This window comes from Mobilitalea sibirica (assembly GCF_015999265.1).
GTDB lineage: Bacteria > Bacillota > Clostridia > Lachnospirales > Lachnospiraceae > Mobilitalea > Mobilitalea sibirica.
In genome coordinates, this window is record NZ_JAEAGR010000001.1 from 396,559 (window position 1) to 412,893 (window position 16,335).

The following is a 16,335-nucleotide window of genomic DNA, read 5'->3' on the forward strand; positions in this document are numbered from 1 at the left end:
GAGAATTACTATGAAGATTATTGAGTTATCATCTTTAAGACGGTTTAATTTTTTTATGGGAATACTACATTTCCTCCAAGGTTGTTTTATGCTTTTTGTATCATTGAATATAGAAAAGGTTAAAAGCTTTACACCAGCTATTTTATCATACTATTTAACCTTTGATACAAATCAAATGCGCCTGGTTACTGATGTGAATGAATTATTTCATTTACCATTTGGTATTTTGGTTTCTGCCTTTTTATTTGTCTCTGCAATAGCCCATTTTATTATTGTCTTACCCGGAACCAATGGAATATATAACAGAGGACTGGAGAAAGGAATTAATCATTTCCGATGGTATGAATATTCTATCAGTTCTTCTATTATGATCGTACTAATCTCGGTTTTATTTGGGGTTTATGATATTGGTGCATTAATTTTAATCTTTGCAGTAAATGCATCTATGAACTTATTTGGTTTATTAATGGAAAAGATAAATCAGTTTACAAAAAAATCTGATTGGAGTCCTTTTATATATGGAACAATCGCCGGTATTGCTCCTTGGATTGTAATACTGCTATATGCATTTGGTAACAGTGAACCGGATAAAATTCCATGGTTTGTATATGCCATTGTCTCTTCCTACTTTATATTCTTTAATCTATTTCCGATTAATATGGTTCTTCAGTATCTTAAGGTTGGAAGATGGAAGAACTATCTGTATGGTGAGAAAATTTACATTGTTTTAAGCTTGGTTGCAAAATCAATATTAGCATGGCTTGTTTTTTCCGGTGTTATGCAACCTAATTAATTAAGTGGTATGAGAGATAATACTATAAGAAAGACCATGAATTAATAGATAACCACTAGATGCTTACTTAATTACATAAACCATTATTATAAGAATGAATAATGATGGCAATAAGTATATATTGTATTACAGAATTCTGAACATGAGATATCAGTGCCATTTGCACTGTGAATAATGACGAAAGGCACTTTTATTCATGGGTTTATTATTATAGTATAACTATGTAGAGAATATCTACTAACATATACTTATGTCTCCCCCCCAATGACATAGTGATCCTTTTTTCCACCTTAAGATACGCCCTGTTATGTAACAGGGCGTATCTTAAATCAAAGGAGACTTTTTAATTGGAAACTATAATGCTGAGGAGTGGTACTATGGAAAAAACAGAAATTATTATTCATACTAAATTAACAATTGGAGTTAGTGCATGTTGTATGGGAAGTCCAGTAAGATACAACGGAAAGGGGTGGGATTTACTTAAAAATCTAGGACGGGAAAAGAATGATTTTCGATGGTGTCCTGTTTGTCCTGAGTGTATGGCCGGTTTAGGAGTGTTAAGAGAACCTATACGTCTGTCTGGAGGAGATGGAACTAAAGTATGGACCGGAGATGCTGAAGTGAAAAATCGTAAAGGTGAGATTGTTACTAATAAGGTGATAGAAGGTGCTTTAGCATGTATAGAGGCCTTAAGCAGGGCTGGTGCCATAGCATATGTGTATATGGACGGAAGTCCCTCCTGCGGAGTGTACCGGACAACCCTAAAAAATACAAACAGAGGAAATCCTCCAGGTGTTTTTGGTGCAAAACTTTTGGAACTTGGATTTTTCCTAATACCGGCATCTGATTTACAAAGTCCACTAAAGTGGTGGGATTGGAGGAGACGTTTATTAGCTTTTTATTGGTTGAAAAATGTGCCATTGGATTCGAAAAACCAATTATATGAGGCTTGGTATAAAACAAAATTCTTATGCAGAGAGCTTAATCAAGAATGGACTCAAAATATTGGAAGAAATCTTGCATTAATCGTAGAAGAAGATGTTAAGGAGTTTGGTGATAGGTTTCGTAAGGAAGCCTTGGATTTACTTCGAAAGCCTTCTAATACAAAAAAAATTACCAATAGTTTATGGGCACAGTATTCATATTATAAAAAACTTCAAGGAAAATCAATAGAAGAAATAAATGCTCCGGAAATCAAAAGAAATGTTACGTCAATTGCAAAAGAACTGTTACTTATGGAACGAAAAGCACATGAAGATAAAGTGTTTTTTGGCACTTCTCCTGTGCTTTATCGCGATAAAAGAAGCAATTAGGAGAGGAGGATTAATTACAATGATTCATACGATGCTTTTTATTTTTGCCTATTTTCTATTATTCTTTATCATAGGAACGATAAGAAAAAACAATTCTATTGTAGATATAGGATGGGGATTAGGATTCGTTGCAGTCGCTTGGGACATACTTCTGATTACAGATGAAATCAAACTAAGTCAATGGCTTATTGTTCTATGTGTTTCTACTTGGGGTTTAAGGTTATTTATACATATTTATAAACGAAATAAAGGAAAGCCAGAGGACTTTCGGTACGCAGCTTGGAGGAGAGAATGGGGAAAATGGCTCATACCCAGATCATTTTTTCAAATCTATATGCTACAAGCGTTTTTTATGTTTATAATCGCACTCCCAATTATTTTTACCCGGTATATTAATGATGAAGTACAATTAGGAATACTTATCATTGGATTCTTAATTTGGATAACTGGGTTTTGCTTTGAAGTGGTAAGCGACAATCAACTGAGAGTTTTTTTAAAGAAACAGGAAAATAGAGGTAAGCTTATGATGGATGGTCTCTGGCGCTTTACCAGACATCCTAATTATTTTGGCGAAGCTACCTTGTGGTGGGGAATATATTTAATGGCATTGAGCTTAGGAGTGCCGGTACTTACAATTATCAGCCCAATTACGATCACTGTGCTTTTAGTTTTTGTATCTGGAATTCCCCTGTTAGAGAATTCAATGAAAAACAAACCAGAGTATCAAGAATATGCTGAAAAGACGAGTATATTTATACCCTGGTTTCCAAAAAAATAGTGGAGGTAATAATTATTATGCAACTTATCCGTAATTACATAATTACTCTTGTGGTGTTTTTAATCATTGATATGGTTTGGCTTTCTGTTATAGCAAGGCCAATCTATAAAAAGTATCTGGGATACATAATGGCTGAAAAAGTCAATCTTTTTGCTGCGTTTTTGTTCTATACCATCTTTATACTTGGAATTGTAGTATTTGTACTTAATCCAGCATTTATGAAAGGTAATTGGTCTTCAGCTTTACTTATGGGAGCATTCTTTGGTTTAGTAACCTATTCAACCTACGACCTTACAAATCTTGCGACTGTGAAAGAGTGGCCCATATTTATTACGGTAGTTGACTTATTATGGGGAAGTTTTGTAAGTGGAATTACTTCATTAATTAGTTATCTGATTATAAAATCAATGTAATAAAAGAGTGCTTTTTGCATTTCTTAAGATGACTTATGGCACTTATCTTAAGTGTTTAAAAATTATAAAATTAGATAGAAACTTGATATGTCAAGCAAAACTTATTAAAAATGTCATCATTAAAGCAATCTTTTGGCAGGCATATGTATTTGGCAAACTGAAAAATTATAATAATGGAGGAAAAACTAATGAAAAAATATGAATGCCCATGTGGCTATGTTTACGATCCTATTGCAGGGGATCTTGAAAACGGGATTGAACCTGGGACTACTTGGGAAGAGCTTCCTGATACATGGACTTGTCCATTATGTGGTCTTGAAAAAGAAACCTTTACTGAAGTTGAATAATTATTTCTATGTTAAGTCAATAATTTAGAGAATGAGGGTTAAAAATGAAAAAAAATCTTGAATTTTATAGGTGTAAGCATTGTGGAAATTTAATAGTTTTTATTAATAAATCTATAGAACAGGTGACTTGTTGTAATGAAAAAATGATGAGTATTTCTCCCAACACAGTAGAAGCTTCTGTTGAAAAGCATTTACCGGTTGTTCGATTTGAAGGTAACAAAACTAGCGTATCTGTAGGTAGTATTGAACACCCCATGAATCCTGAGCATTATATTGAGTGGATCGTACTTGAGACAGATCATGGTTTCCGGATTGAATATCTGGAACCAGGTAATAAACCTGAAGTATTCTTTAATAAGGATGAGGCTATGCCGATAGCCGTTTATGCATATTGTAATTTGCATGGATTATGGAAAACAGATATGGTATAGATTAAATATTTATGTATCATCATGTGAAAGGATGAAGCAAATGCTAAACAAAGAAGTGCTACATTTATTAAATCAACAGATCAACAAAGAGCTGTATTCCGCATATCTTTATTTGGATATGGCAAATTATTATGCAGATCAAAATCTTAGTGGATTTGAGAACTGGTTCTATGTACAGGCTCAAGAGGAACGTGACCATGCAATGTTGTTTCGTCAGTATTTGATAAACAATGGCGAGCGTATCGTATTAGAAGAAATTGCTGCCCCGGATAAAAAATATATCTCATTTCGAGATCCCCTTATAATTTCTTTCGAGCATGAGAAATACGTAACAGATTCTATTAATATAATATACAATGCTGCAAATCAAATAAAAGATTTTCGTACAATGCAATTTTTAGATTGGTTTATCAAAGAGCAGGGTGAAGAAGAAAAGAATGCCGATGATAATATTAAAAAGTTTGATTTATTTGCCGGTGATTCAAAAGGACTTTTTATGTTGGATAATGAGATGAAATCCAGAATTTATAATCCACCGTCTTTGCTATTATAAAACGGAGTATATAATATAGTTGCTAATTCATAGAGGGGAATATATGTAGCTAGAGCCGGTGTTCAAGCTGATTTATACTGAGAGTATACGGTGGATCATACGGGAAGATAGATTGAGATGTAATTATAAAATAATAGAAATAATCAGTAAAGGCTTGCATCAATTTGATGTAGGCTTTTATCTTTAATATATTAAGTGCTATAAATCATTTTTGAAATATAAAATTGGATATTAATGCGGATCTGGTAGAAAATATCCGGTCATCACTGTAACTTTCGTTCATCCTACCTCGGACAAAATTCTCACCCACGCGCTCATAATTTCTTTCGAGAGAAGCATACCCGGGATTTTATAGTTGTTTTTGATTGGATACCGAATACGAATAGTTTCGCTGGAAACAATAAGATTTGGAGGTGATTTTACTATGATATCACGAAAATCAGTTATAACGTTTGGTATGGTCGCAATCCCAATTGCGATGTTTACAGCTACACAGGATAACGACATTCATTTTAATCAGCTGCATAAGGAAGATAATAGTCGCATTCGTTACAAGAAAAGTTGTGCCCATTGTGGAAAAGAAATTAAAGGTGAAGATATTGTTAAGGGATTTGAGTATGATGATGACAAGTATGTCGTCATTACAGACGAAGAAATAGAGAAAATTAAAACAGAAAAAGAAAAGTCAATCCAGATCTTACATTTTGCCCAGTTAAACCAGATTTCCCCTGTCTACTATGAAAAGACCTATCAGGCGGCCCCTGAGGCAGGAGGTGAAAAGGCCTTCGAGTTGCTCAGGTCTGCTTTGATGGCAGAACAAAAGATTGCCATAGGTAAAACTGTCCTGGGAACCAAGGATACACTGATGGCAATTATACCGCGGGAGGATGGTGTGCTCATTTCCACTATGCACTATGCTGACGAGGTTAAAGCGCTACAAAGACAGTATAATAAGCCGAATATATCCGAACAGGAGCTTGGCATGGCAAAAATGCTAATCAATTCAATGGATACACCCTTTGATCCTTCGAAATATAAAGACGAATACCAGACAAGACTTCGGGAGCTTATCGAGACTAAAATATCCGGCAAAGAGGTTGTGGCTGCTGAACCTGTAAGCGAAGGTAAGGTAATTGATCTTATGGAGGCCCTTAGAGCGAGCGTGGAAAAAGCAAAGACAGACAAAGAAACGGCTTAATATATGATAGGAGAATTAAAAGAATACAATCAAAAAAGGAATTTTGATAGAACCCTGGAGCCGGAAGGAGAAGCAGAATACTCAGAAGAAGGTCTGAGATTTGTCATCCAACACCACATGGCACGAAGAGAACATTACGATCTACGTCTGGAGTGGGCAGGCGTTCTCTTAAGCTTTGCGGTACCCAAGGGACCATCCTATAAAACCAAGGATAGAAGACTAGCAGTACAGGTTGAGGATCATCCGTTGGAATATAGGAATTTTGAAGGGACGATACCCAAAGGGGAATACGGTGGAGGGGTAGTTATGCTCTGGGATGAAGGCTTTTGGGAGCCTTATATTAATGTGGAAGAAGGCTTGCGAGAAGGTGTACTGAAGTTTGTATTAAAAGGTAGAAGACTTAAGGGAAAGTGGGCTCTAATTCGGATAAAAGGGAGTCCAGGAGAGAAAGCGGACAACTGGCTTTTTCTAAAAGAGAAGGATGAGTATGTGAAAGATACTGACGGGATATCAGGATTTGTTACCAGCATCAGGACCGGCCGCACCATGGAGGAAATTGAGAAGGGGGAAGATGAGAAATTCATAAAAAACCCTTTTCAAGTGGCGCAGGTGCAGCTGGCTAAGCTAGTGAAGACCATACCTGAGGATGAGAATTGGCTCTATGAACTGAAATATGACGGGTATCGAATCATGGCCTTTGTGGAAGGTAACAGCGCCCGTCTAATCACTAGGAACGGGAATGATTTCGCTCATCGCTTTCATGACATAGTATCCTCTCTTTTAAGTTTCTCTTCAGGAAGAGCAATGGTTCTGGATGATGAAATCGCAGTGACAGACGCAGCGGGTAAGACCGATTTTCAGGCGCTTCAAAACTATATGAAAAACCCGAAAGGTAAAAATCTTACTTATATCGTCTTTGATCTTCTGGCGTTGGATGGGGTAGATCTTCGTAACCGCCCTCTTATCAAGAGAAAAGAGATGCTTGAGACACTTATGAAGGATACTCCCAAAAACCTTTATTATAGCCGCTATATCAGAGGAAAAGGGAAAGAAAGCTTTGCTGTGGCCTGTGAGGCAGATATGGAAGGAATTATCGGCAAGAAGGCTGACTCTGTCTATAGCGGAACAAGAAACGGTGACTGGATTAAAGTAAAATGTGATAAAAGGCAGGAGTTCGTAATCGGAGGCTATACCAGGTCCGAAAAAAGAACCAATGGCATAAGCTCGTTGCTCCTTGGTGTCTATGAAAAGGAAGAACTAGTTTTTGCAGGACGTGCCGGCACAGGTTTTAGCGAAGCTGAAATGAAGAGACTGGAAGAGAAATTTGACAACATACAGAGGATGGCTTCACCTTTCCGAGTAGAGCCAAAACTAAAAGCCGATGAAAGGATTATATGGCTTGAGCCTGTATTTGTTGCGGAGATAAAATTTGCCGAATGGACCCAGGAGAATCTGTTAAGGCAGGCTAGTTATAAAGGCTTGCGAGAGGACAAGGATCCCAAAGAGGTAAGAAGAGAAAAAGCAGAGAAGGAAACAGAGGAAGAAATAGAGGAAGAAACTCTACCTCAGTCATCTGTAGAAGAAGAGGAAAAGCCAGTGATAGATACAGACAGCCGTCTCAGGATTCAGGGAGTGAAGATTACCAATCCAGATAAGGTGTTATTCGATGATCCTAAGATCACGAAGGAAGAGGTAATCAGGTATTATGCGGAGGTATCGATACGGATGCTGCCGTATGTGAGTCATAGGCTTCTTAGTGCGATCCGCTGCCCCAAGGGAATATCCCAGACCTGCTTCTTTAAAAAACATCCCGGACCAGGGAGTAAACAGGTAATTGCATATCCAGTATCTACTAGTAGTGGAGAAACAGAAGATTACTTTTATGTTGAAAATGCAGCCGGACTGATAGAGGAAGCTCAGATGGGTACACTAGAGTTTCATATCTGGGGCAGCAGTGTCGAAACCCTTGAAATGCCCGATATGATGGTTTTTGATTTAGATCCGGATGAAGGAATGGAGCTTGACAGAGTACGACAAGGCGTACTGGATGTGAGAGGGATTCTTACTGAACTATCACTTAACTCCTATCTTAAAACCAGTGGAGGTAAAGGTTATCATGTGGTTGTTCCTCTTAAGCCGGTGGCTTCCTGGGAGGTTTTTCATGATTTTGCAAGACGGGTAGCAGAGGTTATGGAGCAGAAGTGGCCGGATCGTTATACCAGTAATGTAAGAAAATCCAAGCGTAAAGGCAAAATCTTCATCGATTGGATGAGAAATGGAAGAGGGGCTACCAGTATTGCACCCTATTCACTAAGAGCAAGAAAAGGAGCCAGGGTGTCTATGCCAATTTCATGGGATGAGCTTGATACGGTGGCACCAGACAGCGTCACTATGAAGGAAGCGCTTATAAGAAGCGGTGGAGACGACCCTTGGAACGGTTTTTTTGAGAACAATCAAATGCTAAAATAATGAGGATTATTGCAGTTTCATATGATCCGAAAGCGTACCACAAAGGTCGCTCCGCCACCGACCGTATCACGAACTGATATTTTACCGCCCTGAAGCTGCACTAATTCCTTCGCAATACTTAAACCAAGTCCAAAATGCTTCTTATCATTCCGGGATTGATCCACTCGGTAAAAGCGGTCAAAGATTAATTTTTTCTCCTGATCGTCAATTCCTAAGCCCTGATCCTCCACTTCCAGATTTATATGGTTGTTAGATATAAATCCACGCAAAATAATACGTTTATGTATTGGTGTATAGGACAATGCGTTATCCAATAGGATTGCCAAAACTTGTTGTAAGCGTTCCTTATCCCCATAGAGAACGGGCAGCTCCCTTTCCGGAAGTTCTATAGTAAGAGTTCGTTCGTTTTGCCGAAATAAGGGTAAAAACATCTCATAGGTTTCAAGTAAAAGAGTATCGGTTTCAACCGGCTCTTTTTTCATGTGCCAGGATTTTGCATCAATGGAGGCTAAAAGGAGCATGTCGTCGATTAAGCGGGACATCCGTTTGCATTCCTTATCAATTCCATTAATAAATTTCTGTGAATTTTGGGAGGCATCTGTAATGGCCGCATTGTTTGCATGGATGACTGACAGAGGAGAGCGTAACTCATGAGAGGCAGCAGCAATAAAACGGGTTTGCCTACGGTTACTTTCCTCCAAGGGTTTTAAGATGCGGCTTACAAAGCTTAGGCTTACGAGGAATAGTGCGATGATTCCTGCGAAGGCTAATAGACAAAATAGAATGCGCTGTTTAAAAATCACAGAGGAATAATTTGGTAAAAATTGAAGTAATAACAGACTTCTCCAACCGGAATCTGTGGGGATAATAACAGCACAGCCATAATAAATCTCATCTTTTGCTCCTTTTATCGTAAAAATGTTACTTTTAGTCGTTTGATAGAAGATAGGATTTTTTTTAATATCTATCCCATTCTCGAAAGCAAGAGTAGTAAGTTGCTGCATTAACTGATTACGATTTGTCGGCGTTAATAAAACACCCTTATATGTTAGAGGAATTCCATTGTCCTCAATATGCATGAGTAGGTTATTTTTCTTTTCCAGTTGGGAAAGCCAGGAATGATTTATGGTATTCTCGAATTGAAGTTTGTTGGTGATTGTACTAACATTATTATGAAATGTAGCCAGTCTTTTTTCTGCTATTTCTTTCTCGGTATATACTAGAAGGACGATAATAACAATAATCAGAATAAATCCTGTAGACATAGAATATAGAATGACCAACTTATTCCTTAGTGATTTAAACATATCTTCCTCCAATCTAATAGATTGCTGATAATAATTCCATTACATAGTATTATTAACTTCTATATTTCCTCAAGCTGATAGCCTACGGAATGTATTGTCTTAATGCGTGCCTTACAATTCACTGTCTTAAGTCTTCGTCTGACAAAATAGATATAATTGTCTAAGTTACCGTCTTCCACAACAGAATCAAGTCCCCATACTCTGGTAAGGATCTGCTCTCTTGTAAGTATTTGCCCACGATTTCGAATTAGATATTCTAATAAGCAGGTTTCTTTATTCGATAATGTGACGGTTTTTGATTCAGCCGTTAAGGTATGTAGTTCAGTATCCAATGAAAAATTGGAGAACTTAAGGATTGTATTACTCTCAATCGTTCTGGGACGTCTTGATAAAGCACGTATTCTCGCCAGCAGCTCACCGGTGTCAAAGGGCTTAACAAGATAATCATCTGCACCGGCATCCAGGCCATCAATTCGATCGTTAATTCCGTTCATCGCAGTAACCAAAATAATTGGAGTTGTTATATTGTTTTTACGCAAAACTTGTAAAATCGTTAATCCATCCAAATAGGGAAGCATACGATCTAATATAATCACATCATAGGAGGCAGAAGAGCCGTAATAAATCGCTTCGTCACCCCGTAAACAGGTATCTACGATATATCCATTTTGCTTAAGCGTAAAGCTTAGGGCCTGACATAGATCCTTATCATCTTCAATCAGCAAAACTTTCATTGTAAATTCCTCCAATCATACCAAGAAACTTAGAGCTTATAAGGGTATATCACACTATTATAACATTATATCTGGGATTTCTCTAATAAATATCTAAAAAATATTTCCATATTTAGAGATTGATTGGAAAATTAATTGTTATAATCAGGAGGAAGGATACACAAGAAGAATATAAAATAATTACAAGGGATAATTTTGTTCAAGGATTAAAGTTCAATACAATGTTAAAAAATTTATACTTAAAATTACATATGACTATGACTTTAGGAATGAGGCCTATATTGGAGAGATTACTTGGTAAAAATATAATCTGGAAACAGGTTGATCATTTAGAAGCTACTGAAAAGAATAGTGAGAATAAAGTTAACAAGGAATAGGAGAGTTTTAGTATGAAAAAGAAAATATCAATCATAATGAGTTGTTTACTACTGCTTTTAACTCTATCAGGATGTAGCAATGGAGGTAAAGGAGAAACAGAGGAGGAGAATATCACTGTAGAAGGTAAAATCGCAATGGGAAGATATGTGGAAGAGACAATTGACTTTCCAAAAGAAGTAGATCCGGACGACTATATCTCTCTTACGGTTACTCCTTATGGAATTATAGAACTATATACATATAAGAACTTTGGTTCTTATGAAAAATATGTTTATACCGATAAAGAATGGACCAAAGAAAATGCAGATGAATTACAAGGTTTTAATAGAACCAATACGATGCGAATTACAGATGTATTTTACGGTGAGGACGGGAGACAGTATTTATTAGGTAACTCCACAAAATATAAGAATGTACTCTATAGACTTTCTGACCAAGGAGAATATGAGAAGTTAGAAATAAAAAAATTTGAGGAGAAATATGCTGAGTATGATATGTACTATAGACCGCTGATTATAAAAGTGCTTAAGAATGGTATGATAGCCGCTAGTTATCTAAGGGGAGAAATTGAAGTATATTCGTCGGATGGACAGTCAGTAATAGCTGAGCTTACCAGTAGTTATGACGCTAAATTCACGGTAGAAGAGAATAACCTATACTATACAAGTCAAAACAAAGATGAGTTATTCACGATTGATATGGAAACCAAGGAAGAAGGAACCCCCAGAGCAATTGAGATTGATTTATCGAATATAGGCATCTTAGAATATGACAGTACAACGGCATATTTCTGTGATACCTCCGGAATACACCTAAATAAGGAGGGAAGCTCCCTATGGGAAACCATCGTGGATGGCAATCAAAGCAGTCTGAATATGCCATCCCTCACCCTTTCTAAGTTTATTGTAGGAGCCGAGGATGACTTTTACTGTGTGTATCAGGATATCAATAAAGCGGTTATAAAGTATTTATATTATGATGAAAACTTGAGTACGATACCTTCGGTCGAGCTTTCGATCTTTTCTTTGACGGATAGCAAGACGATCCGTCAGGCAATAGCGATGTTTCGTGAAAAACATCCGGATGTGTTTATTAATTACCGGGTAGCAAAACAAGATCAGGGTAAATATTATACATACGGAATTGAAGACCCGGAACAAACAGTAACGGACACGGATTATATCAAAACCTTGAATACGGAACTCTTGGCGTCAAAAGGAGCGGATATCTTAGTGTTAGATGGTCTGCCGGTCGATTCCTATATAGAAAAGGGTGTTCTTGAGGATATGGGTAGCATTTTTACTCCAATGTTGGAAAACGGAGAACTTATAGAAAATATCGCAGATAATTATATCGATGATGGTAAGGTTTATGCTATGCCGGTTCGATTTAAGTTTCCAATTATTTATGGTAATGCGGAGGCTGTGAATTTTGCCGGTTCAATAAAGGAGCTTGCTGACTATACTAAAAGTAACCAAGAGATACCTTTACTATATGAAAGTAATTATCGGGCCTTGGCAGCTTGGTTTTTATTGATCTATTATGATCAGATTTTGAATGATAAGAATGTTATCGATGAAGGAATGCTTCAGGATTTGTTAGAAGCTATGAATATCATAGCTTCTAACATTGGAGCCTCTAACGATGCAACTTTAGATCATATGAATAAGTCCATAGGACATACAGTATTTGGATATTGGGTAGGCGCAATGGGATACTTACATAAGAAATTAATCCAAAGTAATATAGCTTTGATGAATGGAATCGCTGATTTTGCAATACCATTGGAAGCAACGAGACAGTGGAAGGGAACCTATAATGCAATGAATCATACTTATGTAGCAAGTGCGCTCATCGGCATTAACAGTGCAGGGAAACAGAAGGAATTAGCGAAAGAATTCATCCATTTGTTGTTCTCTGAAGAAGTGCAAAGCTTTGAGTTGGAGGATGGTTTCCCATTGAATACAAAAGCTATGGACGGATGGATACAGCGAGATCAGTCAATGGGTATGAGTATCTTATTTGACGATGGTTATACAATTGTTTCTGACTATCCGACATCATCGGTTAGAAAAAAAATATATGAAATAATATGCAGTTTGTCAAAGCCAATGATGAATGATACCACTATGTTAAACATGATTTTAGATGAGGCAGAGCGTTATCTAAGAGGTGATATTACAGCAGAGCAGGCAGCGAAAAATGCAGTAAGCAGTATCAATACCTATTTGAATGAATAAGTAAAAATGAGCAATGAATAGGAGAGTTTTAGTATGAAAAAGAAAATATCAATCATAATGAGTTGTTTACTACTGCTTTTAACTCTATCAGGATGTAGCAATGGAGGTAAAGGAGATAAGGAGAAGGAGAATATCACTGTAGAAGATAAAATCACTATTGGAAGATATGTGGAAGAGACAATTGACTTTCCAAAAGAAGTAGATCCGGACGACTATATCTCTCTTACGGTTACTCCCTATGGAATTATAGAGCTATATACATATAATAACTTTGGTTTTTATGAAAAATATGTGTATACCGATAAAGAATGGACCAAAGAAAATGCAGATGAGTTACAAGTTTTTAATAGAACCAATACGATGCGAATTACAGATGTATTTTACGGTGAGGATGGGAGACAGTATTTATTAGGTAACTCCACAGGATATAAGAATGCATTCTATAGACTTTCTGACCAAGGAGAATATGAGAAGGTAGAAATTAAAAAATTTGAGGAGAAATATACAGACCTTGATATGTTCTATAGGCCGGTGATTATAAAAGTTCTTAAGAATGGTATGATAGCCGCTAGTTATCTAAGGGGAGAAATTGAAGTATATTCGTCGGATGGACAGTCAGTAGAAGCTGAGCTTACCAGTAGTTATGACGCTAAAATCACGGTGGAAGAGAATAACCTATACTATACAAGTCAAAATAATGATGAATTATTGACCATTAATATGGAAACCAAAGAAGAAGGAACACCCAGAGCTATCGAGATTGATTTATCGAATATAGGCATCTTAGAGTATGACAGTACAACGGCATATTTCTGTGATACCTCCGGAATACACCTAAATAAGGAGGGAAGCTCCCTATGGGAAACCATCGTGGATGGCAATCAAAGCAGTCTGAATATGCCATCCCTCACCCTTTCTAAATTTATTGTAGGAGCCGAGGATGACTTTTACTGTGTGTATCAGGATACCAATAAAGCGGTTATAAAGTATTTATATTATGATGAAAACTTGAGTACGATACCTTCGGTCGAGCTTTCGATCTTTTCTTTGACGGATAGCAAGACGATCCGTCAGGCAATAGCGATGTTTCGTGAAAGCCATCCGGATGTGTTTGTTAATTACCGGGTAGCAAAACAAGATCAGGGTAAATATTATACATATGGAATTGAAGACCCGGAACAAACAGTAACGGACACGGATTATATCAAAACCTTGAATACGGAACTCTTGTCGTCAAAAGGAGCGGATATCTTAGTGTTAGACGGTCTACCGATCGATTCCTATATAGAAAAGGGTGTTCTTGAGGATATGGGTAGCATCTTTACTCCAATGTTGGAAAACGGAGAACTTATAGAAAATATCGCAGATAATTATATCGATGATGGTAAGGTTTATGCTATGCCGGTTCGATTTAAGTTTCCAATTATTTATGGTAATGCGGAGGCTGTGAATTTTGCCGGTTCAATAAAGGAGCTTGCTGACTATACTAAAAGTAACCAAGAGATACCTTTACTATATGAAAGTAATTATCGGGCCTTGGCAGCTTGGTTTTTATTGATCTATTATGATCAGATTTTGAATGATAAGAATGTTATCGATGAAGGAATGCTTCAGGATTTTTTAGAAGCTATGAATATTATAGCTTCTAACATTGGAGCTTCTGACGATGCAGTCTTAGACCATTTGGGTAAATCCACAGGGTATGTCGAATATGGTTATTGGGTAAGTGCAGTCGGGGATGTACATAAAAAATTAATACAAAGTAATATAGGTTTGATGAATGGAATCGCTGATTTTGCAATACCATTGGTAGCAGCGAGTCAGTGGAAGGGAACCTATAATGCGATGAATCAAACTTTTGCAGCAAGTGCTCTCATTGGCATTAACAGTGCAGGGCAGCAGAAAGAATTGGCGAAAAAATTCATCCAATTGCTGTACTCAGAAGAAGTACAAAGTTTAGCGCTGGAGGATGGTTTCCCACTAAACACAAAAGCTATGGACGGATGGATACAGAAAGATCAATCAATTGGTATGGTTCTCGGATTTGAAGATGGTTATGAAGTCAGAGCTGACTATCCGACATCATCGTTAAGGAAAAAAATATATGAAAAAATATGCAGTTTGTCAAAGCCAATGATGAATGATACCACTATGTTAAACATGATTTTAGATGAGGCAGAGCGTTATCTAAGAGGTGATATTACAGCAGAGCAGGCAGCGAAAAATGCAGTAAGCAGTATTAGTACCTATATAAGTGAATGATCTATCAATAGCTCTTATAAGTATACGAATATTGATTACTTAGGAATGGAAGTGAAAGATGAAAGAAAATAGAAAGGCATGGGCGTTTTTAGCACCTAGTTTTCTAGGCGTTATCTTCTTTGTACTGATTCCGTTTTCAGATGCAATCAAGAGATCGTTCAAGGAAGCTATGGGTGGGAAATTTGTTGGAATGGACAATTATATGAATGTGCTTCATAATGAGGCTTTTCGGATAGCTGCGCAAAATACTTCAAGATTTATCATTATCTGTGTACCAATACTTTTGCTTTTGTCTTTGGTTTTGGCAGTAATGATAAATAACTTGAAAAAACACAGAAGCTTCTTTAAGACCTCTTTTCTTATCCCATTGGCCATTCCGGTATCATCGGTTGTATTCCTTTGGAAGGTTGTCTTTCATCAGAATGGCCTGTTAAATGGAGCTCTTTCAGTGATTGGCTTAGAGGGATATGACTGGATGAGTACCAAAGCCTTCCCGGTACTGGTATTTAGTTATATATGGAAGAATATTGGCTATGATATGGTGCTCTGGCTTGCAGGACTGGATGGAATTTCACAAACTATGTATGAAGCTGCCGCCGTAGATGGGGCGAATGCTTGGAAAAAGTTTTGGTATATCACCTTACCCGGATTGCTGCCTACGGTTTTTATCGTAACTGTATTGTCCATACTAAATTCATTTAAAGTGTTTCGAGAAGCATATTTAATTGCAGGTGCATATCCAAGGGATAATAATATCTATATGCTTCAACACCTGTTTAACAATTGGTTTACGAAATTGGATATTCAAAAAATGAGTGCTGCAGCTGTTATGTTGGCGTTGATTATTGTGGCAATCATACTGATACTACAGAGAATAGATACCAAAGTAGATCGTAAGTTAGATATTGAATAAATGCTACCTACATGTAATAGATTGTGAATTGACTTATGAAATCTCTACAAAATGAATTTTGAATCAAAGAATGTATGAATTAGTTTAACGGGATATGCATTGAAGTTGATGTAATTCAAATGATTATCGTTATGAGAATATTGATTAACAAGATTTCGAAAAGAAAATTGGTATGTAAGTACATCGACTTGATTTGACGAATTTAC

At 36.9% G+C, this 16,335-nt stretch carries 15 protein-coding genes and 1 pseudogene; 14 read left to right on the forward strand and 2 right to left on the reverse strand.

The window, feature by feature from the left end; genetic code table 11:
* The first annotated feature begins 10 nt into the window (after window positions 1-10).
* The 10 genes and pseudogenes from heR (at window position 11) to ligD (ending at window position 8,295) form a co-directional block, all read left to right on the forward strand.
* Window positions 11-793, forward strand: coding sequence for a heliorhodopsin HeR (gene heR / locus I5677_RS01615; RefSeq protein WP_197659801.1), 783 nt, complete (start codon window positions 11-13; stop codon window positions 791-793).
* A 377-nt stretch (window positions 794-1,170) separates the two neighbouring features.
* Window positions 1,171-2,106 carry a DUF523 domain-containing protein gene (locus I5677_RS01620; RefSeq protein WP_197659802.1) on the forward strand — a complete coding sequence of 312 codons (936 nt, stop codon included), beginning with the start codon at window positions 1,171-1,173 and terminating at the stop codon, window positions 2,104-2,106.
* A 19-nt stretch (window positions 2,107-2,125) separates the two neighbouring features.
* Window positions 2,126-2,884 (forward strand): DUF1295 domain-containing protein, encoded by a 759-nt coding sequence (locus tag I5677_RS01625; protein ID WP_243456457.1) that lies wholly within the window; start codon window positions 2,126-2,128, stop codon window positions 2,882-2,884.
* A gap of 17 nt (window positions 2,885-2,901) precedes the next feature.
* Window positions 2,902-3,297, forward strand: a complete 396-nt coding sequence (locus I5677_RS01630; RefSeq protein WP_197659804.1) for a DUF2177 family protein — start codon at window positions 2,902-2,904, stop codon at window positions 3,295-3,297.
* Window positions 3,298-3,485: 188 nt separating this feature from the next.
* A complete protein-coding gene (locus tag I5677_RS01635) occupies window positions 3,486-3,644 on the forward strand; it encodes a rubredoxin (protein WP_197659805.1) in 159 nt (52 codons plus the stop codon).
* Between the two features lie 44 nt (window positions 3,645-3,688).
* Window positions 3,689-3,781 (forward strand): annotated as a pseudogene (locus I5677_RS17475) (hypothetical protein); the annotation flags it as partial.
* Window positions 3,782-3,787: 6 nt separating this feature from the next.
* Window positions 3,788-4,075, forward strand: coding sequence for a desulfoferrodoxin family protein (locus I5677_RS01640; protein ID WP_330617777.1), 288 nt, complete (start codon window positions 3,788-3,790; stop codon window positions 4,073-4,075).
* A gap of 40 nt (window positions 4,076-4,115) precedes the next feature.
* On the forward strand, window positions 4,116-4,628 hold the full coding sequence (locus I5677_RS01645; RefSeq protein ID WP_197659807.1) for a ferritin: 513 nt from the start codon (window positions 4,116-4,118) through the stop codon (window positions 4,626-4,628).
* A gap of 424 nt (window positions 4,629-5,052) precedes the next feature.
* On the forward strand, window positions 5,053-5,826 hold the full coding sequence (gene ku / locus I5677_RS01650; protein ID WP_197659808.1) for a non-homologous end joining protein Ku: 774 nt from the start codon (window positions 5,053-5,055) through the stop codon (window positions 5,824-5,826).
* A gap of 3 nt (window positions 5,827-5,829) precedes the next feature.
* The gene (gene ligD, locus I5677_RS01655; protein ID WP_197659809.1) at window positions 5,830-8,295 is read left to right on the forward strand and encodes a DNA ligase D; all 2,466 of its coding nucleotides are present in this window, start codon (window positions 5,830-5,832) and stop codon (window positions 8,293-8,295) included.
* Between the two features lie 17 nt (window positions 8,296-8,312).
* On the opposite strand, the gene I5677_RS01660 is transcribed toward ligD, so the two are convergent.
* Together I5677_RS01660 and I5677_RS01665 are read right to left on the reverse strand one after the other, a co-directional pair.
* The gene (locus I5677_RS01660) at window positions 8,313-9,602 is read right to left on the reverse strand and encodes a sensor histidine kinase (RefSeq protein ID WP_197659810.1); all 1,290 of its coding nucleotides are present in this window, start codon (window positions 9,600-9,602) and stop codon (window positions 8,313-8,315) included.
* 59 nt (window positions 9,603-9,661) lie between these two features.
* Window positions 9,662-10,336 carry a response regulator transcription factor gene (locus I5677_RS01665; protein ID WP_197659811.1) on the reverse strand — a complete coding sequence of 225 codons (675 nt, stop codon included), beginning with the start codon at window positions 10,334-10,336 and terminating at the stop codon, window positions 9,662-9,664.
* Between the two features lie 119 nt (window positions 10,337-10,455).
* Between I5677_RS01665 and I5677_RS01670 the strand changes: the two genes are divergently transcribed.
* Genes I5677_RS01670 through I5677_RS01685 form a run of 4 tightly spaced genes read left to right on the forward strand, consistent with a single transcriptional unit; the run spans window position 10,456 to window position 16,129 of the window.
* Complete coding sequence (locus tag I5677_RS01670; protein ID WP_197659812.1) at window positions 10,456-10,713, forward strand: hypothetical protein; 258 nt, start codon at window positions 10,456-10,458, stop codon at window positions 10,711-10,713.
* 12 nt (window positions 10,714-10,725) lie between these two features.
* Entirely contained in the window at window positions 10,726-12,954 is a 2,229-nt protein-coding gene (locus tag I5677_RS01675) for an ABC transporter substrate-binding protein (protein WP_197659813.1), read from the forward strand.
* Window positions 12,955-12,987: 33 nt separating this feature from the next.
* Window positions 12,988-15,216, forward strand: coding sequence for an ABC transporter substrate-binding protein (locus I5677_RS01680; protein ID WP_197659814.1), 2,229 nt, complete (start codon window positions 12,988-12,990; stop codon window positions 15,214-15,216).
* Between the two features lie 58 nt (window positions 15,217-15,274).
* On the forward strand, window positions 15,275-16,129 hold the full coding sequence (locus tag I5677_RS01685; RefSeq protein ID WP_197659815.1) for a carbohydrate ABC transporter permease: 855 nt from the start codon (window positions 15,275-15,277) through the stop codon (window positions 16,127-16,129).
* Window positions 16,130-16,335 lie beyond the last annotated feature (206 nt).